Below are 24343 nucleotides of genomic sequence, written 5' to 3'. Positions count from 1 at the left end.
CTGCCGGTGGAGGCGGACCTGTGCACCGGACCGGAATCGCCACGCTCCCCCTCCACTCCGGTTCCGCTCCACGCTGGCTGTTTGCCCGTATGGTGCGGCTCGGCCGCGCGGTGCTGGCCGCCCTGGTGGAGGACATCGGCCCCCACGGCGTGCTGCGCCGGCTCAGCGATCCCTTCTGGTTTCAGGCCTTCGGGTGCCTGCTGGGATTTGACTGGCACAGCAGCGGCCTCACCACCACCGTGTGCGGGGCCCTCAAGGAGGCGGTGCGCGGCGCGGAGGGGGATCTGGGCCTCTTCGTGGCGGGAGGCAAAGGGCAGGCCGCTCGGTCCACCCCCGAGGAGCTGCGGCGCTACGGGGACCGATTCGGGGTGGACGTGGAGGCACTGGTCCGCGTCAGTCGTCTGACCGCGAAGGTAGATGGCAGCGCGGTCCAGGACGGCTACGAGCTCTACCACCACACCCTCCTCGTGGCCCGGGATGGCTCCTGGGCGGTGATCCAGCAGGGGATGCGTCCCGTGGACCGCACCGCCCGGCGGTACCACTGGTTGGGGGAAGAAGTCCGGTCGTTCGTGTGCGAGCCCCACGCCGCGGTGTGCTGTGACATCCGCACACCCACCCTGAACCTGGTGGCCGCGGAAGCCGAGCCCGTCCGGGAGGCCGTGGCCGCCCTAGCCCGGGAGCACCCGGAGCGGCTCCTGCCGGAATTCCAGCGGGTGCTGGTCATGCCTGCACGGCACGCGATCCGTCTGGAGGATCTACACCCCAACCGGCTGCACGCCGCCCTCCTCCGTACATACGAGGCTCAAGCTCCCGACTTCGAGCACCTCCTGGGCATTCCCGGCGTGGGCGCCAAGACCCTGCGTGCCCTGGCGCTGCTCTCGGAGCTGCTGACGGGAGTCCCCCTCTCGTGGCGGGATCCGGCCCGCTATAGCTTTGCCCATGGGGGGAAGGACGGCCACCCGTATCCCGTGGATCGGACCACCTACGACCGCACCGTGGCCACCCTGGAGGACGCGCTGCGTCGGGCCCGCACGGGAGAATCCGACCGGCTGGAGGCCCTCCGCCGCCTGCACCGGTTCGTCCAGCCCGCGAACCCCTGAATCCCCTCACCCGGCAGGAACCCGGAGCAGGATCGGAGAAAAATTCGGACGCACAGGCGTTCGAATTTTTGGTACAGAGGGGAGGGGATGCACGAACCCATCCGGATCTCCGTGCGGCGCCTGGGGGAGGTGATGGAAGGGGGGTGTCCGCGCTGCTTCTGGATCACCTACCACCTGCCGGTTCCCTACCAGATGCCCTTCCCCGGGGTGCTGGGCGAGATTGACCGGGCCACCAAGCAGGTCATCCGGGACCACATGGATCGGTACGGGATGCTGCCCGGTTGGTTCCCCCGGTTAGGCCGGGTGGTGGGGTATGTGGCCCCGCACCGGCTTCAGTGGCGCGTGTTCCAGGTGGAGGATCGCCGGCTGGGGCTGGTGCTGCGGGGGGAGCCCGACGAGATCTTCCGGTTGGCCGACGGTTCGTACCACATCGTGGACTACAAGACCGCACGCCTCACGGAGAACCAGGACCTGACCCTCCCCGCCTACGAAGTGCAGCTCAACGGGTATGCGTACATCGCGCAGCACCTGGGGTACACGCCCATCTCCGGCCTTTCCCTGGTGTACCTGGAGCCTCGACGGTTCCACACGACCCGGGATGGGTCCCGGGTGGCGCTCCTGTTCCGGGCGGTTCGCCGGCGGGTGCGCCTCGATCCCGACCGCCTCATCCCCCCTCTCCTTCGACGGGTCCGGGAGATCCTGGCACACCCTACGCCCCCCCGGGGCCACCCGGGGTGTCAGGATTGCGAGGCCCTCATGCGGCTTTTGGACCACCTCCGAGGAGCACCCTGATGGGATTGTGGGGCTTTCCTAATCGGCCGATCTGTAAGACGATGGGGAGGAGAACGCGGAATCAGGAGGGATCCCATGGGACAAAAGGGTCGCGCCATCGTGGAGCTGGATGTGGAGCAGCTCGTTCGGGAACTGAAGAGCGCATATCTCGATGAGCTCCTCGCCTTCTACTCGTACTGGATCACCGCGCAGGTAGCGGAGGGGTGGCACGGGGAGGAGCTGGTGGAGCACTTCGAACAGGAGGCCCGGGAGGAACTGGAACACGCGAAGAAGCTGGCCCTCCGCATCGTGGAGCTGGGAGGCGACCCCGTGGTGCACCCCAAGGACTGGGAAGCTGGGGCGAATGCCCCGTGGACCGCGCCCCGGGCGGACTGGGCGGACGCGGACGGGATGGTGGAGGATCAGATCCGGGCAGAGCGGCAGGCCATCGAGGTCTACAACCGCCTTGCGAAGCTGACCTTCGGAAAGGACCCCGTCACCTACAAACTGGCCACGGAGCTCCTGGCGGACGAAGTCCGGCACGAGGAGTTCCTGGAAGCCCTGATCGCCAAGCGCCGCCGCAGCTGAAGGAGAAGGGCCCCGGGACCGCCGGGGCCCTTCTCCTTTTTTCCTGAATTTCTGAATCGCGCAGCTTGCGGCAGGAGTTTTGCTCTGCCGTCTCGAACCGGGAGAGGGGAGCGCCCTTGTAGCAGTCCATGGTCGCCTATCGGCCTCCCAGATCCATCCTGCTCGCGCTCTCCTGCGCTGTCCTCCTCCTGCTCTCCGGATCGCCGGCCCTGGGCCAGAGCGCCTTGCGCCTGGTGGTCCTGGGGGAGGAGGTACGCACCGACCCACCCCCACTCCTGCGGGAGGGGGTGGTCTTCGCCCCCGTGGACCAGGCCTTCAGCACTTACCGGGCCACGGTTACCTGGGATCCCGCACGCCGTGTGGCAGAGGTCCGTGGGGGACGGGGAGAGGCGGTGGTCCTGCGGGCCGGGGATCCCATTGCCGCCGTAGGCGCAGAGTTCCACCGGCTTCCGGCCGCTCCCTTCGTCCTCCAGGACCGTCTGATGGTGCCCGTGGAGTCCGTATACCGGGCCCTGGGGGCCTGGGTGAAGTGGGAGCCCGGGGAACAGGCCCTGCACGTGGCCGCCCAGGTGGTCCGACTGGTCTTTGAGCGCTCCTTTTCGGGTACGCGGCTGGTGGTGGAGGCCACGGGGCCGGTGGAGGCCCGGACCTCGTGGCTGCGGGATCCCGACCGCTTGGTCCTCGATCTCCTCCACGCGGCCTCGCGGATCGAGACCCGGGACCAGGAGATCGGGGAGGTCGGGATCCGGCGGATTCGGGTGGGGCAGCTGCAGGTTAAACCGTACATCACCCGGGTGGTCCTTGACCTGGAGGACCCCCTGGAGGCAGAGGTGAGGGCGGGCTCGGGGTTTGATCTACAGGTGTTGCTCCGGCCGAGGAGCGGATCCTTCGGAGGGCCGCCGGGTTCGTCTCCCCCGCCCGCGCGGGAACCCATCCCGGGCCCGCAGGACGCCACCCCACCCGAGGCCTCCCCCACACCGGGGCCTCCTCCTGAGGAACCCCCGCGCATCCTGGAGGTCCGGGCGGTGCGGGAGGTGGGCGGGTTCCGCATCGTGGTGGTGGGGGACCGACCCCTACGCTTCCAGGAAACTACCCTGCGGAATCCCCCACGTCTGGTGGTGGATCTCCCGGGCGTATTCGTGCCCGTCAAGCAGGAGCTGGTGGTGGGGGGGCCGGTGGAGGTGGTCCGGGCCGCCCAGTTCCAGGTGGACCCAGAGGTCACCCGGGTGGTGATCCAGTGGCGGACCCCCGTGCCGTACCGGATCCTCGCGGAGGACGGGGGACGCCAGGTGGTGATCGCGGTCCAGGAAGCCCCGACCTCCCGCGGACGTGCCTCCGGGCACGTGGTAGCCCTCGACCCCGGCCATGGAGGATCGGATCCCGGCGCCATCGGGGTGACGGGGCTTGTGGAGAAGGACGTGGTGCTGGACGTCTCCCTCCGGCTCCGGACGCTCCTCGAGCGTCAGGGAATCCGGGTGGTGATGACCCGGGAGACGGACGTCTCCGTGGATCTGGGTGCCCGGGTTCCCACCGCCCTGCAGGCGGGAGCTACGGTGTTCGTCAGCATTCACGCGAACGCCAGCGTCCGGAGCGTCATTCGGGGAGTGGAGACGTACTACTTGAAACCCGATGGGATGCGGCTTGCGATCCTGGTCCAGGAGGAGCTGGGCCGAAGCCTCAGCGTTCCGGATCGCGGGATCCGTACCGCGAACTTCAAGGTGCTCCGCGACAGTCCCATCCCCGCGGTCCTGGTGGAGATCGGCTACCTCACCAACCCCGTGGACGAAGCCCTCCTGCGCACTCCGGATTTCCGGGAGAAGGTGGCCCAGGCCCTGGCCCGGGCCATCATGCGGTTCCTGCACTCCCTGCCCCCTCCGGCACCGTGACGGGTACGGGCACGCCTGGTAGAGTGGGAATGGCATGCGGGTTACGGTCCTGGGACGCTGGGGAGGTTTTCCACCCGCGGGCGGCGCCTGCTCCGGGTACCTGGTGGAGGAGGATGGGCGCCGGATCCTCCTGGACTGTGGCCACGGGGTGCTCTCGCGGTTGCTGGCGCGGATGGACATCTACGGCCTCCACGGGCTCATCCTCACCCACCTGCACCCCGACCACGTGGCGGACGTCCCCGCCCTGCGGTTGGCCCTGGAGTGGAGCTGCTTTCCGCCCGAGCGCTGGACTGGGCAGCTGACCACCTTCGGACCGACGGATGCGGAGCGCTACCTCGCGTATGCCATGCAGTCAGAGCGGGGCCTCCGGGTGTTCGACTTGCGGCGGATCGCTCCGGGGGAAGAGGTGGAGTTCTGCGGATTCCGGGTCCAGTTCGCGCGGACCCGTCACCCCTTGGAGACCTACGCGGTCCGCCTGGAGGGGACCCGTGGGGTGCTGGCCTATACCGCGGATACCGCCTTCGATGAGGGCGTGGTGGCCCTCTGCCGGGGAGCGGATCTACTGGTGGCGGAGTGCACCTTCCCCGACGGCATGGAGGAGGTGGCCTGGGAGGTGGGACACCTCACGCCCCGCTTGGCGGGAGAGCTGGCCACCTCCGCCCGGGTGCGCAGACTGCTCCTCAGCCACTTCTTCCCCACCGTGGATCCCGAACAGATGGCCCGCGCGGCACGGGCGGTTTTTCCCCGGACCGCGTGCGCAGAGGAGCTGCATACCTACGAGGTGGATTGGGAGGCGCCATGCGGGAGTCCGTGATCCGGCGGGCGGATGGCCGCGCCCCCAGCGAACTCCGCTCCGTGCGCATCACCCGGAACTACATCAGGCATGCGGAGGGATCCGTGCTCATCCAGCTGGGAGAAACCCGGGTGGTGTGCACCGCCACCGTGGAGGAACGGGTGCCGGTGTGGCTGCGGGGCTCCGGCTCCGGGTGGATCACCGCGGAGTACGGAATGCTCCCCCGTTCCACCCGGGAGCGCACGCCTCGGGAGGGCGGAAAGCCGGGAGGCCGGGCCGCGGAGATCCAGCGGATGATCGGTCGATCCCTGCGGGCGGCCGTGGATCTGAAGAAGCTCGGAGAGCGCACCATCTGGCTGGACTGCGATGTGATCCAGGCGGACGGAGGAACCCGGACCGCCGCCATCACTGGCGGGTTCGTGGCTCTGGTGGACGCCCTCTCGCTCCTGTACCGCACCCAGGCGCTGGATGCCTGGCCCGTGCGGGCCTTCGTGGCCGCCACCAGCGTGGGGATCGTGGATGGGATCCCCATGCTGGACCTCAGCTACGAGGAGGACGTCCGGGCCCAGGTGGACATGAACCTGGTGATGACGGAGACCGGCGAGCTGGTGGAGATCCAGGGGACCGCGGAAGGCCGGCCGTTCCGGCGGGAGGAGCTGGACCTTCTCCTAGCCCTGGGGGAGGCCGGGATCCGAAGATTGGTGGAGGTACAGAAGGCCGTCCTCCAGGAACGGGGCGGATGAGGACCCTCGTGGTGGCCACCCGCAACGAGGGGAAGCTCCGGGAGCTTGCCCGTCTGCTGGAGGATCTCCCCTTTCAGGTTCGATCTCTCCGGGACTATCCGCACCTTCCGCCGGTACCGGAGGAGGGCAGCACCTATGCGGAGAACGCGGTGCGCAAGGCCCTCGCCGTGGCCCAGGCCACGGGGGAGATCGCCCTCGCGGACGATTCGGGGCTCGAGGTGGATGCCCTGGGTGGCGATCCCGGCGTCTACTCCGCGCGACTGCTGGGAGAGAACGCCACGGACGCGGAACGCAACGCGGAGATCCTGCGGCGGCTTGCGGGAGTGCCCTGGGAGCGGCGCACCGCCCGCTACCGGGCGGTGGTGGCCGTGGCGCTGCCAGACGGGACCGTGCGGACGTTCGAGGGGACGTGCGAGGGAAGAATCGCCCTCGCACCCCGGGGGAGCGAGGGATTCGGCTACGACCCCATCTTCTACGTGCCGGACCTGGGGCGGACGGTGGCGGAGCTGGAGCCCCACGAGAAGGATCGCATCAGCCACCGGGGAAAGGCCATGGCGAGGGCCCGCGAGTTCCTCAGGAGCCTCGCGGGATGATACCATCCTACCCGGAGCTGGCGTAGGGAGGGAACGATGGAGCGGGCGTTCTTCGACAATCCCTTCTGGAACTACTGGGCCCTGACCTTCGCGGTCTTCCTGATCTATCTCTTCTCCTTCGTGGTGGCGGGCATGGACATTCGGGAGGAGCTGGCGGAGGCCCGGCGGAAGGCCCAGCAGCGGCGCGGCCGGGTGCAGCCCCGGTTCGAGAACCCCCTCGCGGACCAGACGGTGGCCGAGACCCTGGATCCCGGCCGAAACCGCATGCTCCCGCCCCACCTGCAATGGGTCCACGACCAGGTGGCGCCCATCGCCCGCAAATTGGGAATCCAGGCGCGCATCCTCGTGTACGAGGACTCCAAGGGACACCCCCTCGTGCACCTCACGGACGGGCAGCGGCTGGTGAGCTACCGGCTGGACAAGGCCTTGGCCCAGGAGGCCCGCTCCGACGCTGAGAAGCTGCGGGAGGTTCAGGACCGGCTGGAGCGGTTCATGCGGCTGGAGTGGCTGGGCGACACCACCGCCATGCAGCGCACCACGGAGCTCGCCCGGGAGGCCCGGTCGCAGGCTAAGACGGAGGCCCCGGCCGCTCCCGCGGCATCGGTCCGGACGCCGGAGACGGCCGCGGCAAACCCCGGGGAGGAAGATCCACGGGCGGCGGAGCGGCGCCGGATCCTCGAGGAGGCCAGGGCCCGGGCCGCGGCCCGCAAACCCCCTCCCTCAGAGGAGTGATCCCCCCGGGTTTCGGAGCAGGGCCTGACGGGCCACTGGGATCGGCGGGGCACCCAGCTGAAGCAACCGGTCGTGGAACTCCCGTAGCCGGAAGGCTCCTCCGCGTTCGGACTCGTAGTCCCGCCGCAGCTTGTGGAGCATGAGCTTGCCGAGGGTGTAGTTCAGGTAACCGGGATCGAAGGTCCCCCGCTGAGCTTCCCAGTAGGCCGGGAGAGGCTCGAGATACGCGTCTTCCCTAAACCTCCGCACCGCCTGAGCCACCGTCATTCCCTCCGTGTGCATCCCGATGCTCACCACGAGCCGCACGGCACGCAGCAGGGCGTCCAGGAGCTGCGCGAGCCGAAGCTTTTCCCCTCCGTATCCCTGCTCTACCAGCATCTCCTCCGCGTAGTGCGCCCACCCCTCCACGAAGGAGTACGCGTGGAACACCCTCCGGACCCTGCTGGACAGGCGGCGCAGGTGCAGGAAGTGGACGTAGTGCCCGGGATAGACCTCGTGCACGGTGGTGTTCCGCAGGGTGTACGGGTCGAACCGCCGCATCCACTCCTCCTTCTGCTGCGGAGACCAGTCCGCCTCCGGGAGGGTGAGGTAATAGTAAGAATCCGTGCTGGTCTCCTCGAAAGGGCCCGCGGTGTCCATGAGGGCGAAGGCCCAGCGCAAAAACGGCGGGGTGGGCTCCACGTGCAGACGGTCTCCTACAGGGAGCGTCACCACATCCCGCTCCTCCAGAAAGGCCCGGAGCTCCTCCACCAGGGCACGCACGAGAGGGAGCAGCTCCTCCTCGGAGGGATGCTCCTCAGCCAGCATCCGCACCACTTCCGCCGGGGAGCGCCCTGGGGCGAGACGGCGGCCCGCTTCCTCAACAGCCTCGCGCAGCCGGAGGAGTTCCTGCTCGCCGATCTCCCGGAGGGCCTGAAGATCCAGGTCCAGCCGTTCTCCCACCCACAGCATCCGGCGGTAGAGGGGAGCTCCCAGGGCGAATGCCTCCGTAGCCTTCGGCAGGACTTCTTCCTGGAGGAATCCCAGAAAGGCCCGGACCGCGGCCGCGGCCTGGGCGTTGGCCTCCAGCAGTCGGGAACGGACGGCGGGGGAGGCTCCCGCGGCTGCCCTCGGGAGGTTGTGCTCCAGGTAGCGCAGCATCCCCTCGAAGATCTCCATGGCCACCTGTACGTGCGGCCTCGCGCAGGGCCCCACCAGGTTCCGCCGGGCCGTCTCAAGGAGACCGGGCACCTGGCGTTGGTACTCCGCCAGGCGCTCCAGGCGTTGGTCCAGGGGCGCGTAGGCGCGCTTGAGGTAGTGGGTCGTGTCGAGGAAAGCGGTGTACAGGATGGGATTGCGCTCGAACTCCCGGAGCTCCGCGATCTCAAACTGCTCCTTCTCCACCGCGGCCCGCAGCACCTGTAGGTCCAGATGCTGTTCCGGAGAGAGCGCGTTCGGGTCCACCGCCTCCAGCGCCCGCTGCGCGGTGCGGAGGTCTCGCAGGCGAGCGTCCAGGGAGGCCAGGTCGTACCGCCCGGCTACCCCGTCGTAGGCGTGGAGTCCGAGCCCGCTTGCCCAAAGGGGGTAGAAGTCGAAGGTGGCCTGCAGGATCTCCGTCACCGTGGTCTCGAAATCGCCGTACACGGTTTGGCTCTCCCTCCCACGGGGATCTCTTTCAGGCGGTTCGAGGGAGCAGGGGCGAAATCCTGGCCGTTGACGGCGCCGAGGGGCGGTGGCTACAGTGAGGACGGCCCCGGGGCGTGGCGCAGGGGCAGCGCGTCGGCTTTGGGAGCCGAAGGTCGCCGGTTCAAATCCGGCCGCCCCGACCAGCAACGGTGCCCCCCACAGGCGCTCCAGCGGGTTCCCAGCACCTCCGAGACCTCGTCCTGTCACACGGCCGGCAGGCGTCAGAGGGCTTGACGGAGGGGGATACCCTCCGTAGGGTGGTACTGTAGAATTGTATAGACAGACCGGATGGCTGAGGTAAAGGGGGTGGATCTGTGCGTTCCCAGGAAGCTTCCTGGGTCGTTCGCTCGGGGTATGAGTACGTCAGGGGAAGGAGGCGAGGGAGCATGCGACGGATGTCGAGGTGGATAGCGGTTTGCGTCCTGCTCGCGGTGCTAGGGTTTGGAACAGCTCCCCTCCTGCGCGTGGGGAGCGCGGTGGCCCAGACACGGGAGCCCATCCTGGTGGGGGAGATCGTCTCCGCCAGCGGGGCGTTTGCGGTGCACCACCATGGGCAGCACGGGGCCACCCTGGCGGTGGAGGAGATCAATGCGAAGGGCGGGGTGCTGGGCCGACCGCTGCAGCTCATCACCCGGGATGACAAGTCCTCCGGGGAGGAAGGGGTGAAGGCGTTCCGGGAGCTGGTGGGGATGGGGGTGGTGGCCGTCACGGCCACTCCTTCGGGGCCACGGTTCTGGCGGCCTCCCCGCTCGCGCGGGACATGCGGGTCCCGTACCTGGTGAACATGGGCTACACCGCGGAGATCACGGAGAAGGACGGGCATCCGTACGTCTTCCGGACCTTTACGAACGAGCGGGTCTTCACCCGGGCCTTCGCGGAGATGATCGCGAAGCTGCCGGCCCGCCGCTACTGCACCATCGCGGTGGACTTCGTCTACGGACGGAGCGGCACGGCCCAGATCCTGGGCGGCCTTCGGGCCCTCCGCCGGGACGTAGAAGTGCTCCCCGGGTGTCAGTACTGGGTCCCCGTGGGGCAGCTGGACTTCACCCCCTACATCACCGCCGTCCTCGGGCAGAAGCCGGACGCCCTGCTGTTTGCGGGAATGGTGGCGCTGCCGGGGGAGGCCTTCGTGAAGCAGGCGAAGGCGTTCCGGCTCTTCGAGCAGATGCAGGGGCTCCACCCCACCCTGGCCATGCCTGGGAACAGCGCGGGACTGCGCCGGGAGGACATCCCGGAGGGGATTATTACGGGCTCGGACCTCCCGTATCCGCCTCCGCGTCCGGAGCTTCGGGCCTTCGTGGAGGCCTACCGGCGGCGGTGGAACCACCTGCCCACGGAAGCCGCGGTGCACGCGTATGCCTCCGTGTACCTGTTGAAGGCAGGGCTGGAGAAGGCGAAGCGGGTGGACCGGGAGGCCCTGGCCCATGCCCTGCCGGGGATGACCTACCTCCACCCCTCCCACGGCTGGGTGAAGCTGCGCCCCTTTGACAATCAGTCCACTGCGGGCTGGTGGTTTGGGCGGCTCACCTGGGACTCCACCTACGGTCGGGCGGGACTCGCGGACCCGCATTATGTGGAGGGGGAGAAGTACCTGTTGGGAGAGGAGCAGATCAAGCGGCTCCGGGCCCTGGGCCGGTAGCGCGGAATGCACGCCATCCTGGGCCTGCAGTTCATCAGTGCCCTGGTCTCCGCCTCCTTCCTGTTCCTGCTGGCGGCGGGGGTGTGGCTCGTGTTCGGCGTCTCACGGTTCCTCAATCTCGCCCACGGGTCCCTCTTCATGCTCGCGGGGTTCCTGGCGTACGCCCTGAGCGAGATCCTCCTGGACCGGGCAGGGGGCTTCTGGATCCTCGTAGGAACCATCCCCGCCCTTATGGGGATACTGGGAGCTGTGCTGGAGCGTGTGCTCATCCGCAGGTTCTACGGTGCTCCCCTTCGGGTCCAGCTCCTGCCCATGGTGGCACTGATCTTCATGATCTCCGACCTCTGTCGGTACATCTGGGGCGAGTTCCCGAAGAGCATCCCGGTCCTGGGGCGGTTCGGTGTGGTTTCCGTCGGAGGGGTGACGTTCCCTGGATATTACGCGGTGGTGATCCTGGTGAGTGGATCGGTGGCTCTGGCCCTGGGGTGGATCGTGCAGCGGACCCGGTGGGGACGGCTGGTGCGGGCCGTGGCCCAGGATCGGGAGATGGCGGCCGCGTGCGGGGTGGATGAATCCCGACTCGCCACGCAGGTGTTCGCGGTGGGGACCGCCCTGGCGGGGCTGGCAGGAGTCCTGGTGGTGCCCATCTCCGGGGCAAGCCTGGGAATGGACGTGAGCGCGGTGATCGACGCCTTTGTGGTGGTGGTGGTGGGCGGGCTGGGCAGCATCCTGGGTGCCGCGGCCACCGCGGTCCTGGTAGGGCTCACGCAGGCCTTCGGTATCCTCGTCCTCCCCCAGTTCGCCATCGCCTTCGTCTTCGCCCTCATGGCCCTGGTGCTCATGGTGCGGCCCAAAGGGCTTTTCGGGGTGGACTGAGGGGTGGGCGGAGCCGTGGAGGTCAAACGCCTGTGGGGCGTGCAGACGCTCGCGGCCGCACGGCTGAGGGCCTGGGAACGGCTCCTCATCGGGATGATGGCGATTGGCGGACTGTCCGCCTTCCCCCTCCTCCTTCCCTCCCCCTACGTGGTCCAGGCCGTGGACGTGCTGCTCGCGTGCCTCCTCGCCGCAAGCCTCAACCTCCTGGTGGGATACGGCGGTATGCTCAGCCTCGGGCATGCGGCTTTCTTCGGGGTCGGCGGGTACGTGGCGGGGATTCTCGTGAAACGTCTCGGGATTCCCTGGTTCGCCACCGTGGGGGTGGGAACGGTAGTGGCGGCCCTCGCGGCCGCGGGGATCGGGTACTTCTGCGTCCGGCTTGCGGGAGCCTACTTCGTCATGCTCACCTTGGCCTTCGGCCAGCTCCTGTACACGGTGTTCTGGAAGTGGAAGGAGTTGACGGGCGGCGACGACGGCCTCACGGATGTCTTCCCGCCGGCGCCCTGGACCGATCCCGTGGTGTACTACTACCTCGTGCTGCTGGTGGTGGGGCTGGCCCTCTGGGGGCTGTGGCGGGTGTGTGCGTCTCCCTTCGGCGCAGCCCTGAAGGCCGTACGGGATAGCCCGCATCGGGCGGAGGCCGTGGGGATTCCCGTGCGGCGGGTACAGTGGGCGGCGTTTACCCTCTCGGGTGGACTCGCGGGACTTGCCGGGGCTCTGTTTGTCTTCCACCACGGGAGCATGTTCCCCAAGGTGGCGGGATGGCAGAGCTCCGCGGAAGCGGCCCTCATGGTGGTGCTGGGGGGGCCGGAGCGGTTCGTGGGGCCCCTGGTGGGGGCCGTGGTGATAAAAACCCTGGCGTTCCTGGTCCCTCGGGCCACGCCGTACTGGCAGTTCTTCCTCGGGGTGTTGCTGGTGTTGGCGGCTTTCCTGGCGCCCAGGGGGCTGGTGGAGATGCGGGGTGGACGCCGGAGGTGAGGGAGAGCCTTGCACGAATGGGTCCTGCGCACTGAGGACCTGTGGAAGCGCTTCGGAGGAGTGGCCGCGGTGGCCGGGGTGAACCTCGCGGTACCCGCGGGAACGATCCACGCCATCATCGGCCCCAACGGCGCGGGCAAAACCACCCTCTTTCACCTGCTCACGGGGTTCCTGCGCCCGGACCGGGGCCGGATCTGGATCCGGGGGGAGGAGGTCACGGGGTTGGCCCCACACCGGGTGGTTCGGAAGCGGGTGGCGCGGACGTTCCAGATCACGAGCGTTTTCCCCACTGCCACCGCCCTGGAGAACGTGCAGCTGGCGTGTGCGGTCCTGAGGGGTCATCTGTGGCGGCCCTTCGCCTCCTTCCGTCGGGTGGAGATGGAACGGGCGTGGGACATCCTCCGGCAGGTGCACCTGGAGGAGCAGGCGCACCGGAGGGCAGGGGAACTCCCACACGGAGACCGCAAGAAACTGGAGCTGGCCCTGGCCCTCGCGTGCGAGCCGGAGATCCTCCTGCTGGACGAGCCCACCTCCGGAATCCCGGTCCCGGAGCGTCCCCGGCTCATGGCCCTGGTGCGCCGGGTGGTGGAGGCCCGGGGGATCACCACCCTCCTCATCGAGCATGATATGGATGTGGTGTTCTCCGTAGCGGATCGGATCACGGTGCTGAACCGGGGTACGGTGATCGCGGAGGGAACCCCGGAGGAGGTCCGTGGGGATCCGGAGGTCCGACGGGTCTACCTGGGGGAGGAAACCCGGGAAAGCTGGAGGCCCATAGGGCGGTAGGAAACGGTGCTGGTGCTGGAGCGGGTGTTCGCGGGGTACGGCCACGGGTGGGTGCTGCAGGACGTGGCCCTCTCCGTCCAGGAGGGAGAAGTCGTGTGCCTCCTGGGACGGAACGGGGCCGGCAAGAGCACCACCCTGAAGTCCATCATAGGCCTGGTTCCCCAGGTGGAAGGGCGCATCCTCTTCCGTGGACAGAACCTGATCGGACGTCCCACCCATGCCATCCGGCGGATGGGAATCGGGTACGTACCGGAGGATCGCCGCATCTTCCCCGGGTTAACGGTTCTGGAGAACCTGCTGGTGGGTGCGGAGGGACGCTCCCAGGCCCAGAGAGACCAGGGGTGGACGGTGGAGAGGGTCTTCGAGCTCTTTCCGGCCCTGAAGCCGTTGCAGGATCGGCCTGGGCGATCCCTCAGCGGCGGGGAGCAGCGGATGCTGGCCATCGCCCGGGCCCTTATGGGGGATCCGGAGCTCCTGCTCCTCGATGAGCCTTCCGAGGGCCTTGCCCCGCTGGTGGTCCAGGCCCTGTGGGAGCAAATCCGGAGGCTCAGGGAGACGGGGCTGGCGATCCTGCTGTCCGAGCAGAACCTGTGGTTCGCCGCGGGCCTCAGCTCGAGGATCTACATCCTGGATAAGGGCCAGGTTCAGTTCCAGGGTACCTACGAAGCGCTCCTCGCGGACGAATCGTTGAAGCAGGCCTATCTTGCGGTGTGAGGGGAGGAAGATGGATCCGGTACGGCTGGTGGACACCACACTCCGGGACGGCGCCCAGAGCCTGTGGGCTTCGGACATCCCCACGCGGCTCATCGCGGAGGCGGCCGAGGATCTGGTTCGGGCGGAGTTCCAGGCGGTAGAGGTGCCCGTGAACCCCATTTACTTCAAGAAGTTCGTGCGGGACCTGCGGGAGGACCCCTGGGAGATGTGCCGGGTAGTGGCGCGGGCGCTCCGGGACGTGCCCAAGGCGTGCATGGGGGCTGTGAGCCTCAATCCCTTCGCGGGTGTCAATCCCCGCTGTCTGACCATGCTGTTCTACGAGCGCGTGGCGGCCATCGGGGCGTTGAATCGGGTTCAGCTCACGGCCAACACCATGGACCAGCCCAAGCGGCTCTTCCCGTGGCTGGTGCCCTTTCTGCGCTCCCTGAATTACCAGATCGTCTTCGCCCTCTCGTACGCCATCTCCCCCCGCCACACGGACGCGTACTACTCGGAGAAGACCCGGGAACTGCTGGCCTTCCAACCGGATGCCATCTATCTCAAGGATCAGGGGGGACTGCTGACGCCGGACCGGGTCCGGACCCTCCTGCCCGCCATCCTGGAGGCCGCGGGGAACGTCCCGGTAGAGCTCCACTCACACTGCACCACAGGGCTGGCTCCCCTCTGCTATCTGGAGGCCATCCAGCTGGGGGTCCGGGTGGTGCACACCGCCATCCCCCCACTCGCCAACGGGTCCTCGCAGCCGTCCGTCTTCAACGTGGTGCAGAACGCCCGGTATCTGGGATGGAGGGTGCAGGTGAACGAGGAGGCGGTGCGGGCGGCCTCGGACCGGCTGTGGGCGTTCGCCCGGAGGGAGGGTAGGCCGGTGGGGATGCCCGTGGAGTACGACTACGGCCAGTACGTGCACCAGGTGCCGGGAGGGGTCATCTCCAACCTGCGGTTCCAGCTGCAGGAGCTGCGCATGGAACACCGGTTGCAGGAGGTGCTGGAGGAGATCGTGCGGGTCCGGGCGGACCTCGGGTATCCCATCATGATCACGCCGTACTCCCAGCACGTGGCCACGCAGGCGGCCCTGAACGTGCTGACGGGGGAGCGGTACCGCCTGGTGACGGACGAGGTGATCCGGTTTGCCCTCGGGGCCTTTGGGGAGGACTCGGGATATACCTGGATGGATCCGGAGGTGAAGGACCGGATCCTGGGGCGAGCCCGGGCCCGGGAGATCGCCGCGCAGCTGGAGGCCCTGCGGGAGGAGGAAGAGGCCCCCCTGGAGGTGATCCGGCAGAAGCTGGGAATGGTGCACGCGGACGAGGAGACCCTGCTGCTGCACTGCATCATGAAGGGCGAGGGGGAGATCCAGGGAGTGAAGGGGAACGGCTCCCGCCCGCCCCGGGCTTCCCGGAACTCCCTTGCCGCGCTTCTGGAGCGCCTGAGCGCACAGTCTCAGGTGCGGTACGTGGCCATCCAGAAAGGGAACACCTCCCTCGTGCTCCGGTCCACATAGGCGCGGGCCTCAGGGAACCGGAGCCGCGCGGGGGACATCGGTGCGCTTGAGAAGCAGGCCCTCGTACAGCTCCCGCAGCCGGGCGCCCACCACCTCCAGCCGGTGCTGTTCCGCGAAGGCCCGGGCCTGTTGCGCGAGACGCTCCCGAAGTTCGGGATCGCCTCGCAGCTGGCGGATGTACGTGGCGAAGGTGTCGGGGTCCTCGGCCATCAGGCAGTTCCCCCCGTGGGTGAACCGGTCCCGGAAGCAGTCCGCAGCACGCAGCAGGAGGGGCTTTCCGCAGGCGGCTGCCTCCAGCACCGCGATCCCTTCGTTCTCCACCGTGCTGGGGAAAAAGAATACGTCTCCCGCGGCGTACGCCTCCAGCACGTTCTCCACGTACCCCGTGAACCGGACGTTCTCCGGGGCCCGCTCCAGAACCCGCAGGGTCTCGGACTTCACCGCCTTATGGATGGGGCCAAACCACACGAAGCGGGCCTCCGGAACCCGTCGGGCAGTCTCGCAGAACAGCTCAATGCCCTTTCGCAGGAGCACCAACCCCACCGCGAACACCACAAAGCCGCTGAGGCGGTAGCGGGCCCGTCCCCGAAGGCGCCGCCGGGGATCCGGGAGGAACCGTCGGACATCCACCCCGTTGCTCACCACCTCCACGGGAGCCCGCACGCCGTGCTGCCGGAGGATCCGGGCGGTGTAGGAGCTCGGGGCGATCACGAGGTCCGCCCGGTTGTAGAAGTACCGGAGGTAGCGTCCCAGCATGGGCGCCACCGTATCGCTCAGCCGGAAGGAGTTCGCAAAATCCTCCGCCGTGGTGTGGGCATGTACCACCACGGGCCGCATGCCCGTGGTGCGTTCCAGAAGGAGTAAGGAGAGGGGGCCCGTGGAGTGGAGGTGTAGAAGATCGTGTGGTTCCCGGGGTCGGTGGACGACCTCAACCCCCGCCAGCCGTAGCGCCTCCATGTGGTTCCGGTATGCGGTCCGAATCCCGCCACTGGGAAGAAGGGAGGGATGGTACTCGTAGTACACGCAGACCCGCACCGGACACTCCTCCTCTCGTATCCAGCAGGACCCGGTGTCTGCAATGTGTTCCATCCATCACCCGCAGGAGTTGTTCGACGATTCTGCGCGCGACTCCTTCCGTGGTCACCGGGCCGCCATTTCCGGTATACTAAAGACGCGTCTCAATCTGTCCGAGGTCGGTCCATGGGGCTGCTTCAGTGGACAGGGCGCTCGTTGCCGCGGCCCCCGCGTGATGTCGCACACCTCGCTGCGACACTCGAGGCTACGGACTCGGCTCGCAAAGGGGGTGAGAGGCATGCGCAGCGCGCGGGAGAACCAGGGTCGGTTGAGCGTCGCGATCCTTTCCACCTACCCTCCCCGGGAATGCGGGATCGCCACCTTCAGCCGGGATCTGGCCCGGGGGCTCCGGGAGTGGGGGGTACATCCCCTGGTGGTGGCCATGAACGACGAGAACGGGGTGTACCGGTATGGTCCGGAGGTGGTGGGGGAGATCCGGGAGAACTGCCGGGAAGACTACCGTTCTGCGGCCTGGCGTCTCAACCGGGAGCGGGTGGAAGTGGTGAACATCCAGCACGAGTTTGGGATCTTCGGGGGGGAGTGGGGAGAGGAGCTCTTGGAGCTCCTGGATCACCTGGAGCGCCCGGTGGTGACCACCCTCCACACGGTGCTCTCGAATCCGCCCGCCAAGCCCCGGCAGATCATCCGAACCCTGTGCCGCCGCTCCGCGGCCGTGGTGGTCCTGAGCCCCTCCGCGGTGGACCTCCTGGAGGAGCGGTACGGGGTGAGCCGCAGTCGGGTGCGCATGATCTGGCACGGGGTCCCCGTCGTGGAGAGACTCCCTCGGGCGGAAGCGAAGGAACGGCTGGGTCTAGGGGACCGGTGGGTGCTGACCACCTTCGGATTGGTAGGCCCCGGAAAGGGCATTGAGGATGTTCTGGATGCCCTGCCCGCCGTGGCCCGGGTCTTTCCGAACGTCCTGTACCTGGTGCTGGGGGAGACCCACCCCAACCTGCGGCGTCGGGAAGGGGAGTGGTACCGGGAGATGCTGATGGAGCAGGTCCAGCGCCTGGGAATCCAGGACCTGGTGCGCTTCGAGAACCGCTACATGGAGGATGGGGAGCTCATCGGGTATCTTCAGGCCACGGACATCTATCTCACCCCGTACCGCAACCCCGATCAGATCGTGAGCGGCACCCTCTCCTGGGCTCTCGCGTGCGGGTGCGCGGTGGTGAGTACCCCGTACCGGTACGCCCAGGACGTGCTCAGTGACGGCCGCGGGGTGCTCGTGCCCTTCCGATCGCCTGCCGCCATCGTGGCCGCGGTGACAGACCTCCTCTCGGATCCGGCGCGGCGGGAGCGAATCGGAGAGCGGACCTGGCGGTTCGCCCAGCAGATGCGCTGGCCCGCGGTGGCTCAGGCCTACGCCACGCTCTTCCGGGAGGTCGCCCGACAGATGCAGGTGGAAGCAGCGGTGTAGGGCGGATCCCATGGGCCGGGTGGAGCGGACCACGCCCGTAGCGGTCCGGTGGGGACATCTGCGGCGCCTTACGGATGGGTTCGGGCTCGTTCAGTTCTCCCGGGGGAGGTGGCCGGACCGCTCAAGCGGCTACACCGCGGACGACAACGCGCGGGGCCTGGTGGTAGCTGCCCGGACCGGTCAGGTGGACCTGAGCCGGATCTACCTGGACTTCCTCCGCCGCAGCCTGCGCCCCGACGGCTGGTTCCACAACCTGTGGGGGGGCGATCGCCGTCTGCTTCCCTGCGGGGTCTCCGAGGACTGCCAGGGCCGGTGCCTCTGGGCCCTGGGCGAGGTTCTAGCCTCCTCCCTGCCGCATTCCCTGCGGCAGGCGGCGCGCGTCCTGTTCGACCGGGCTCTGCCTACCGTCCGGGCCCTTCGCACCTGTCGCGGCCGGGCCAATGCCCTGTTGGGCTTGGTGGCCGGGGGAGCCTGGGAGGCGGCGGAGGAGGTCGGCCAAGCCCTCTACCGGCAGCTGCGGGATACCCCGGAGGATTGGCCGTGGCCGGAGCCCGTGCTCACGTACGAACTGGGGCGGGTTCCCCAGGCCCTGCTCCGGGCGGCCTGCCTCCGCCCGGAGTGGGCCGATGCGGCCCTGCGCACCTTGGACTTCCTGCTGGAGGTGGTGTTGGAGGACGGGGTCGTGGTACCGGTAGGAAACCGAGGCTGGTACCCGAGGGGAGGGCGCAAGGCCCGGTGGGACCAGCAACCCATAGACCCGGGGGCCTTGGTGGAGGCGTGCGTGGAAGCGTGGCGGTGGAGAGGGGATCCACGGTACCGTGCGGCCGCGCTCCTCGGGTGGGGGTGGTTCTTCGGAGCGAATCCCCTGGGTGTGGCTCTCGTGGACGGGGACGGATCCTGTCGGGACGGCCTCGGTCCAGACGGTCCGAATGAGGATCGGGGGGCCGAGGCGTGCCTCGCCTACCTCCTGGCTGCTCTGAGCCTGCAGGCCTAATGCGCTTGGCCGTCCTCGCGCCCATTGCCTGGCGGTGCCCACCCCGGCACTACGGAGGGTGGGAGCAGGCCACCAGTACCCTGGTGGAGGGACTGGTCCGGGCCGGGGTGGAGGTCACCCTGTTCGCCACCGGGGACTCCCTCACCCAGGCACGGCTGAGGAGCGTTGTCCCCCGCCCCCTTATGGAGGATCCGGAGCTCCGACGGGCCGCCCGAGGGTACGAGATCCTCCACGCGGTGCACTGCCTGGAGCAGGCGGAGGCCTTCGACCTCGTGCACAACCACGCGGGCTCCTTTGTGGTCTCCTACGCGCCCTTTGTGCCGCGCCCCATGGTGACCACCCTCCATGGCTCGGGCGCGGAGCCCGATAGCGCCCTCCTCTACCGGCACTTCCGCCACCTGCCCTACATCGCCATCAGCCACGCGGAGCGCCGTCTTCTCCCGGAGCTCCGCTACGTGGCCACCATCCACCATGGAGTGGAGGTGGAGCGTTTCCCTTACAGCGAAACCCCCGGGGACTTCCTGCTCTTCGTGGGACGCATCGCCCGGGTGAAGGGGGTGCACACCACCATCGCCCTCGCGCGCCGCACCCGAACTCCTCTCGTGATCGGGGGAATCGTGCCGCCGGAAGAGGAGGAGTACTTCGTGCGGGAGGTGGAACCCCATCTGGACGGGAAGCTCGTGCGGTTCATCGGCCCCGTGACCGCGGAGGAGCGCAACCGGCTCAGCTGCCAGGCCCTGGCCTTTGTGCACCTCGTGGAGTACGAGGAGGCCTTCGGACTCACCATGATCGAAGCCATGGCCTGTGGCCTCCCGGTGATCGGGACCCGGCGGGGCGCGGTCCCGGAGGTGGTGGCCCACGGCCGCACGGGCTTCGTGGTGGAGGATCTAGAGGGAGCCGTGGAGGCGGTGGAACGGATCCGGGAGATCTCCCGGGAGGCCTGCCGCGCCTGGGTGCAGGAGCACTTCAGCGCCCAGCGGATGGTGCAGGACCACCTCCGAGCCTACGAGCGGGTCCTGCGCGAGGCGCGCCCGATCTAGTCCTGACCGTCCCGTTGGGATCGGAGGGCCACTTTCCGGGCCCAGGCCAGGACCTTCTCCTTCGGCACGGAGGCCACGGCCACCACCTGATCCGCGCCTCCGTAGTACACCATCAGCCGGCCCCGGTAGAAGACGGCGCCGCAGGTGAAGACCACGTTGGGCACCAGCCCTTCCCGCTCGTACGGCTCCTCCGGCTCCAGGATGGGGTCGGTGGAGCGTCCCAGGATCCGCCTGGGGTTCAGCGGATCCAGCAGGGCCGCGCCGAGCCGGTAGACCCGGTTGTCGTCTACCCCGTGGTAGATCAGAAGCCACCCGTACGGGGTCCGGAGCGGTGGGCCTCCTGCCCCCACCCGGTTGCTGTCCCACATGCCGGGCCGGGGTCGGAGGATGGGCCCGTAATTGTGCCAGTGGCGCAGATCCTTGCTCGATCCCAGGTGGATGTCCGGGAAGATCCGGTGCAGCAGCAAGTACCGTCCCTCGAACCGGACGGGGAAGAGGGCACCGTTCTTGTTCTCCCACTGCGCGAAGGCGAGTCCGCGCCGCCGGAAATTCCGGAAGTCCCGGGTGGTGGCGATGGCGATCCGGGTTCGCCACGGCACCCCGGCATCCGTGAAGGGGCTGGGACGCCGGTACGTGCGGGGCTTAAGGGCGGGGTAAAGGCTCGCGGCGGTATAGCACACGTAGTACTGGTCCGCGATGCGGGTGATCCGGGGATCCTCCACCCCCAGCCGTTCCCAGGGGTTGTTCACGTCCGGTTCGAACACCGGGAGGGGGCTCCGGTACGCCACCCGAACCCCGTCCTCCTCCAGGATGGCCAGCCCGAGCCGGGAGATCCAGTCCTCTCCCTGGGCCCGGTACAGGAGGTGAACCCGGCCCCTGTGGACCGCGGCACCGGGGTTGAACACCCACCGGCACTCCCACCAGTGGGTAGTGGGCTGGAGGATGGGGTTCTCCGGGTGGCGCTCCAGGCGGGGAGCGCTCAAGGTGACGACCCGCGCGGCAGAAGGGTTCATGGCGTCTGCCTCCTCCCGGCTATTACCAAGCCCCCAGCATAACACGGGAGGCACGGGGTTCGCGAAGACCGTCCGCACCTTCCTTCCAAACGGGAAGGAAGGGGAGGTTGTTCCGGGGGCGTTGCGGGATTCCTGGGGGTTCGGTAAAATCACGGGAGGCGTGGGGACGTAGCTCAGTTGGGAGAGCGCCGCGTTCGCAACGCGGAGGTCGGCGGTTCGAATCCGCTCGTCTCCACCAGGGAAGCCTGTGGCCCGCATTCCCCTCTCCGGGCTTGCATAAGCAACTCCCGTGCCACATTCCCCGTCGTCCCCGTGGACCCGGGGTAGGCGTCGGAATTGTTTGGCTGGTACCATGGGGACGCGTGGATCGGGGAGATTCGGGATGAAAGGCCCTGGCTCGTCCTCCCGGAAGCGGCCCCCTCGGGGAGGGCGGTGGCTGGTGGTGGGCTCTGCCGCGCTCGCCGGTCTCTCCGTGGCGCTTCTTACGGGAGCGGCCGCCCTCCTCCTGGCGGCCCGGGCCGCCCTCCCGGACGTCTCCGTCCTTTATCACCCGCCCAGTCAGGCCACCCGCATCTATGCGGCCAACGGGGAACTGATCGCGAGCCTTTACCGCGAGAACCGCATCTACGTGCCCCTCTCCGCCATCCCCCGGGTCCTACAGGAGGCGGTGATCGCCATCGAGGACGAGCGGTTCTACCAGCACCGGGGCGTGGACGTCGTCGGAGTAGCGCGGGCACTCTGGGTGAACCTCACCCGGAACCGGATCCTGGAGGGCGGGAGCACCATCACCCAGCAGCTGGCACGGACCCTCTTTTTGACCCCCGAGCGTACCCTGATCCGCAAGCTGCACGAGATGCTGCTCGCCCTGGAGATGGAGCGCCACCTCACCAAGGACGAGATCCTCGAGCGCTACCTGAACCAGGTATACTTCGGGAACGGTGCGTACGGCGTGGAGATGGCAGCCCAGGTGTACTTCAACAGGCCCGTGGGAGAACTCGGTCTGCCTGAAGCGAGCCTGTTGGCCGGGTTGATCCAGGCACCGAGCCGCTACGATCCTTTCCGGAACTTCCCAGCTGCAAAGCGCCGGCAGGAGCAGGTGCTGCGCAAGATGGTGGAGCTGGACTTTATCTCCCCGGAGCAGGCGCAGGCCGCCCTGCGGGCTCCCCTGAGGCTTCGCCGCGCCCCGATCAACGCGGGCCTGGTGGGAATCCGGGCTCCGTACTTTGTCTCCTACCTCCTCCCCTTCCTCGTCCAGCGCTACGGGGAGGAGCGGGTGTACAGAGGAGGGCTGCGGGTCTACACCACCCTGGACGTGCGTCTTCAGGAGCTGGCGCAGCGGGTCATCGCGCGGGGCGTGGCGGAAGCCCGAGCAAGCCGGGTCTCCCAGGGAGCCCTTGTAGCCCTGGATCCGCGTACCGGCCACATCAAGGCCATGGTGGGTGGGGTGAACTTCCTCCGGTCGCAGTTCAACCGGGCGTGGCAGGCCCGCCGCCAGCCCGGGAGCGCCTTCAAGCCCTTCATCTACGTCACCGCGCTGGCACACGGAGCTTCCCCGGAAGACATCCTCCTGGATCTGCCCGTCCGATATCGCGTCCCGGGATTCGGCGAGTGGCAGCCGAAGAACTACGATCGGACATACTGGGGTCCCCTCACGCTCCGGCGGGCGGTGGAGCACTCCCGGAACGTGCCCGCGGTCCGGGTGCTGGCGGAGCTGGGGCCACAGGCGGTGATCGAGACTGCCCGCCGCATGGGGATCCGCAGCACCCTTCAGCCCAATCTCTCCCTCGCCCTGGGTACCTCGGAGGTCACCGTGCTGGAGATGGCCTCCGCCTACGCCACCCTGGCGGCCAACGGCGTCTACACCGAGCCCGTGGCCATCACCCGGGTGACGGATGCGGCGGGCCGCGTGCTGGACGAATTCACCCCGGAGCGTCGCCTCGCCCTCCGGCCGGAGGTGGCGTACACCATGACGGACATCCTCCGGGGGGTGATCCTCCGCGGAACCGGCCGGGCGGCCGATATCGGCCGCCCGGCCGCGGGGAAGACGGGGACCACGGACGACTACCGAAACGCCTGGTTCGTGGGCTATACCCCGGACCTCGCGGTGGCGGTGTGGGTGGGCAATGACGACAACACGCCCATGCGCAAGGTGGTGGGAGGGACCGTCCCCGCCCGCCTGTGGGCCCGGTTCATGCGGGAAGCCCTGGGAGACAGGCCCCCGGTCGACTTCGCGCGCCCCGAAGGGGCTTCTCCGGCTCCCCCCGCGGCCTCCGGGGAGCCGGGCTCGATGGGCGGCCGTGCGGGGTCGGAGGAGAGTCCGGGGCACACGGTCAAACTCGACCTCCCCGCCGCGGGGGGACTCGTCATGTCTCCCTTCGAGATCGCGGGGAGGACTACGCCCGGAAGCCGGGTGCGGGTGGTCGTCTCCCTGGAGGAGGGAGCTGCGCCCGTGCCGGTGCGGGACGAGTGGCTCCTGGCCGGGCCCGACGGGACCTTCCGCCTCACCGTAGAGTCCCCCCTGCGGTTTGTGGGAGCCCGGTACGCGATCGTGGTGACCGCCTACAGCCCCGGGGGCATGCTGGCCACGACCCGGGTCACGGTCACGGAGCGGTAGCAGGCGCTACAATGGTCTTGAGCCCAGGAGGAGAAGGGGTTTAGGGCCATGGCGGGACACTCCAGGTGGCACAACATCCGGATCAAGAAGGAGAAGATGGACCGCGTGCGCGGCAAGCTCTTCAGCAAGCTCACGCGGGAGATCATCGTGGCCGCCCGCGAGGGGGGGAGTAACCCGGACGCGAACCCACGGCTGCGCAGCGCCATCGAGCGGGCCCGAGAAGCCGGGATGCCCAACGAGAACATCCAGCGGGCCATCACCCGGGGCGCCGGAGCCGGGGGCGGAGAGCACTATGAGGAGGTCACCTACGAGGGCTACGGGCCGGGAGGGGTGGCCATCCTGGTACGGGCCGCCACGGACAACCGGAACCGTACCGCCGCGGAGATCCGCTCCGTTTTCCACCGCCTGGGGGGCAGCATGGCGGAGGCGGGCGCGGTGGCGTGGATGTTCAACCGGAAGGGCGTCATTCAGGTGGACCGAGGCCGGATCTCCGAGGACGACCTCCTGCTGGTGGCCCTCGAAGCGGGGGCGGAGGACGTCCGGCCGGACGACGGCGTGTACGAGGTGATCACGGCTCCGGAAGACCTGAACCGGGTTCGGGAAGCCCTCGCCCAAGCCGGGATTGAGATCGGCCGGGTGGAGATCACCCTCCTTCCGAAATCCACCGTCCCGCTGGACGGTCCGGAGGCCGAACGCGTTCTACGGCTCCTGGAAGCCTTGGAGGAGCTGGACGACGTCCAGCAGGTCTATGCGAACTTCGACATCCCCGAAGAGATCCTCCAGCGGGTGAGTTAATCCTCCCCTTGCAGGGAGATCTCATTGG

General features: G+C 68.5%; 21 protein-coding genes, 2 tRNA genes and 1 pseudogene. 21 read left to right on the top strand and 3 right to left on the bottom strand.

All coding sequences use genetic code 11. The features are described 5' to 3' along the window. The first annotated feature begins 20 nt into the window (after nt 1–20). The 8 genes from N0A24_08085 to N0A24_08050 all read left to right on the top strand — a co-directional run bounded on the left by N0A24_08085 (nt 21) and on the right by N0A24_08050 (nt 7206). Nucleotides 21–1100, top strand: coding sequence for a DUF763 domain-containing protein (locus N0A24_08085; GenBank protein ID MCS7173332.1), 1080 nt, complete (start codon nt 21–23; stop codon nt 1098–1100). Between the two features lie 87 nt (nt 1101–1187). Next, a complete protein-coding gene (locus tag N0A24_08080) occupies nt 1188–1892 on the top strand; it encodes a PD-(D/E)XK nuclease family protein (GenBank protein ID MCS7173331.1) in 705 nt (234 codons plus the stop codon). Between the two features lie 75 nt (nt 1893–1967). Beyond that, nucleotides 1968–2459: a ferritin-like domain-containing protein gene (locus tag N0A24_08075; GenBank protein ID MCS7173330.1), complete on the top strand. Its 492-nt coding sequence runs from the start codon at nt 1968–1970 to the stop codon at nt 2457–2459. A 128-nt stretch (nt 2460–2587) separates the two neighbouring features. Then, nucleotides 2588–4345, top strand: coding sequence for an N-acetylmuramoyl-L-alanine amidase family protein (locus N0A24_08070; GenBank protein ID MCS7173329.1), 1758 nt, complete (start codon nt 2588–2590; stop codon nt 4343–4345). A 34-nt stretch (nt 4346–4379) separates the two neighbouring features. After that, nucleotides 4380–5159, top strand: coding sequence for an MBL fold metallo-hydrolase (locus N0A24_08065; GenBank protein ID MCS7173328.1), 780 nt, complete (start codon nt 4380–4382; stop codon nt 5157–5159). After that, complete coding sequence (rph, locus tag N0A24_08060) at nt 5159–5881, top strand: ribonuclease PH (protein MCS7173327.1); 723 nt, start codon at nt 5159–5161, stop codon at nt 5879–5881. The genes N0A24_08065 and rph overlap by 1 nt, the downstream gene beginning before the upstream one ends. After that, nucleotides 5878–6474: an XTP/dITP diphosphatase gene (locus N0A24_08055; GenBank protein MCS7173326.1), complete on the top strand. Its 597-nt coding sequence runs from the start codon at nt 5878–5880 to the stop codon at nt 6472–6474. Before rph ends, N0A24_08055 begins: the two co-directional genes overlap by 4 nt. 36 nt (nt 6475–6510) lie before the next feature. Beyond that, nucleotides 6511–7206, top strand: a complete 696-nt coding sequence (locus N0A24_08050) for a hypothetical protein (GenBank protein ID MCS7173325.1) — start codon at nt 6511–6513, stop codon at nt 7204–7206. Here the strand turns inward: N0A24_08050 and N0A24_08045 are convergent. Next, nucleotides 7195–8829 (bottom strand): DUF885 domain-containing protein, encoded by a 1635-nt coding sequence (locus tag N0A24_08045; protein MCS7173324.1) that lies wholly within the window; start codon nt 8827–8829, stop codon nt 7195–7197. The two genes, N0A24_08050 and N0A24_08045, sit on opposite strands and share 12 nt — an antisense overlap. Before the next feature lie 110 nt (nt 8830–8939). On the opposite strand from N0A24_08045, the gene N0A24_08040 reads away from it, so the two are divergent. The 7 genes and pseudogenes from N0A24_08040 (at nt 8940) to N0A24_08010 (ending at nt 15365) form a co-directional block, all read left to right on the top strand. After that, nucleotides 8940–9014: transfer RNA gene (locus N0A24_08040), tRNA-Pro, on the top strand. Nucleotides 9015–9266: 252 nt separating this feature from the next. Next, nucleotides 9267–10510, top strand: a pseudogene (locus N0A24_08035) (ABC transporter substrate-binding protein). A gap of 6 nt (nt 10511–10516) precedes the next feature. Further along, nucleotides 10517–11386, top strand: a complete 870-nt coding sequence (locus N0A24_08030; protein MCS7173323.1) for a branched-chain amino acid ABC transporter permease — start codon at nt 10517–10519, stop codon at nt 11384–11386. A 3-nt stretch (nt 11387–11389) separates the two neighbouring features. Next, complete coding sequence (locus tag N0A24_08025; protein MCS7173322.1) at nt 11390–12364, top strand: branched-chain amino acid ABC transporter permease; 975 nt, start codon at nt 11390–11392, stop codon at nt 12362–12364. A 9-nt stretch (nt 12365–12373) separates the two neighbouring features. Then, a complete protein-coding gene (locus N0A24_08020) occupies nt 12374–13150 on the top strand; it encodes an ABC transporter ATP-binding protein (protein ID MCS7173321.1) in 777 nt (258 codons plus the stop codon). A gap of 6 nt (nt 13151–13156) precedes the next feature. Continuing rightward, the gene (locus tag N0A24_08015) at nt 13157–13864 is read left to right on the top strand and encodes an ABC transporter ATP-binding protein (GenBank protein MCS7173320.1); all 708 of its coding nucleotides are present in this window, start codon (nt 13157–13159) and stop codon (nt 13862–13864) included. A 10-nt stretch (nt 13865–13874) separates the two neighbouring features. Beyond that, nucleotides 13875–15365, top strand: coding sequence for a biotin carboxyl carrier protein (locus N0A24_08010; GenBank protein ID MCS7173319.1), 1491 nt, complete (start codon nt 13875–13877; stop codon nt 15363–15365). Nucleotides 15366–15374: 9 nt separating this feature from the next. Here the strand turns inward: N0A24_08010 and N0A24_08005 are convergent, their stop codons facing one another. Continuing rightward, nucleotides 15375–16454: a glycosyltransferase gene (locus N0A24_08005; GenBank protein ID MCS7173318.1), complete on the bottom strand. Its 1080-nt coding sequence runs from the start codon at nt 16452–16454 to the stop codon at nt 15375–15377. Between the two features lie 223 nt (nt 16455–16677). Here N0A24_08005 and N0A24_08000 point away from each other — a divergent pair, with 223 nt between their 5' ends. From N0A24_08000 to N0A24_07990, 3 genes are read left to right on the top strand one after another with little or no spacing between them, the layout of a single operon-like run. Continuing rightward, the gene (locus tag N0A24_08000) at nt 16678–17859 is read left to right on the top strand and encodes a glycosyltransferase family 4 protein (GenBank protein ID MCS7173317.1); all 1182 of its coding nucleotides are present in this window, start codon (nt 16678–16680) and stop codon (nt 17857–17859) included. A gap of 10 nt (nt 17860–17869) precedes the next feature. Next, nucleotides 17870–18853: a hypothetical protein gene (locus N0A24_07995; GenBank protein ID MCS7173316.1), complete on the top strand. Its 984-nt coding sequence runs from the start codon at nt 17870–17872 to the stop codon at nt 18851–18853. Then, a complete protein-coding gene (locus tag N0A24_07990; GenBank protein ID MCS7173315.1) occupies nt 18853–19893 on the top strand; it encodes a glycosyltransferase family 4 protein in 1041 nt (346 codons plus the stop codon). The genes N0A24_07995 and N0A24_07990 overlap by 1 nt, the downstream gene beginning before the upstream one ends. On the opposite strand, the gene N0A24_07985 is transcribed toward N0A24_07990, so the two are convergent. Then, nucleotides 19890–20984 carry a glycosidase gene (locus tag N0A24_07985; protein ID MCS7173314.1) on the bottom strand — a complete coding sequence of 365 codons (1095 nt, stop codon included), beginning with the start codon at nt 20982–20984 and terminating at the stop codon, nt 19890–19892. The genes N0A24_07990 and N0A24_07985 overlap by 4 nt on opposite strands. A gap of 84 nt (nt 20985–21068) precedes the next feature. On the opposite strand from N0A24_07985, the gene N0A24_07980 reads away from it, so the two are divergent. The 3 genes from N0A24_07980 to N0A24_07970 all read left to right on the top strand — a co-directional run bounded on the left by N0A24_07980 (nt 21069) and on the right by N0A24_07970 (nt 24315). Continuing rightward, nucleotides 21069–21144 (top strand) — tRNA-Ala (locus tag N0A24_07980). 204 nt (nt 21145–21348) lie between these two features. Beyond that, nucleotides 21349–23520, top strand: coding sequence for a penicillin-binding protein 1A (locus N0A24_07975; protein MCS7173313.1), 2172 nt, complete (start codon nt 21349–21351; stop codon nt 23518–23520). Nucleotides 23521–23568: 48 nt separating this feature from the next. Further along, nucleotides 23569–24315 carry a YebC/PmpR family DNA-binding transcriptional regulator gene (locus tag N0A24_07970; protein MCS7173312.1) on the top strand — a complete coding sequence of 249 codons (747 nt, stop codon included), beginning with the start codon at nt 23569–23571 and terminating at the stop codon, nt 24313–24315. The last annotated feature ends 28 nt before the right edge of the window (nt 24316–24343 follow it).

It is taken from the genome of Armatimonadota bacterium, assembly GCA_025059775.1.
Lineage (GTDB): Bacteria > Sysuimicrobiota > Sysuimicrobiia > Sysuimicrobiales > Sysuimicrobiaceae > Sysuimicrobium.
Note: the sequence above shows the minus strand (reverse complement) of the source record. Positions and strands in the feature narration are given on the sequence as shown.

Coding starts and splice junctions, on each gene's coding strand:
- N0A24_08080 (MCS7173331.1), top strand. CDS start 1,188: ATGCACGAACCCATCCGGATCTCCGTGCGGCGCCTGGGGGAGGTGATG.
- N0A24_08075 (MCS7173330.1), top strand. CDS start 1,968: ATGGGACAAAAGGGTCGCGCCATCGTGGAGCTGGATGTGGAGCAGCTC.
- N0A24_08070 (MCS7173329.1), top strand. CDS start 2,588: ATGGTCGCCTATCGGCCTCCCAGATCCATCCTGCTCGCGCTCTCCTGC.
- N0A24_08065 (MCS7173328.1), top strand. CDS start 4,380: ATGCGGGTTACGGTCCTGGGACGCTGGGGAGGTTTTCCACCCGCGGGC.
- N0A24_08055 (MCS7173326.1), top strand. CDS start 5,878: ATGAGGACCCTCGTGGTGGCCACCCGCAACGAGGGGAAGCTCCGGGAG.
- N0A24_08050 (MCS7173325.1), top strand. CDS start 6,511: ATGGAGCGGGCGTTCTTCGACAATCCCTTCTGGAACTACTGGGCCCTG.
- N0A24_08030 (MCS7173323.1), top strand. CDS start 10,517: ATGCACGCCATCCTGGGCCTGCAGTTCATCAGTGCCCTGGTCTCCGCC.
- N0A24_08010 (MCS7173319.1), top strand. CDS start 13,875: ATGGATCCGGTACGGCTGGTGGACACCACACTCCGGGACGGCGCCCAG.
- N0A24_08005 (MCS7173318.1), bottom strand. CDS start 16,454: ATGGAACACATTGCAGACACCGGGTCCTGCTGGATACGAGAGGAGGAG.
- N0A24_08000 (MCS7173317.1), top strand. CDS start 16,678: ATGCGCAGCGCGCGGGAGAACCAGGGTCGGTTGAGCGTCGCGATCCTT.
- N0A24_07995 (MCS7173316.1), top strand. CDS start 17,870: ATGGGCCGGGTGGAGCGGACCACGCCCGTAGCGGTCCGGTGGGGACAT.
- N0A24_07990 (MCS7173315.1), top strand. CDS start 18,853: ATGCGCTTGGCCGTCCTCGCGCCCATTGCCTGGCGGTGCCCACCCCGG.
- N0A24_07970 (MCS7173312.1), top strand. CDS start 23,569: ATGGCGGGACACTCCAGGTGGCACAACATCCGGATCAAGAAGGAGAAG.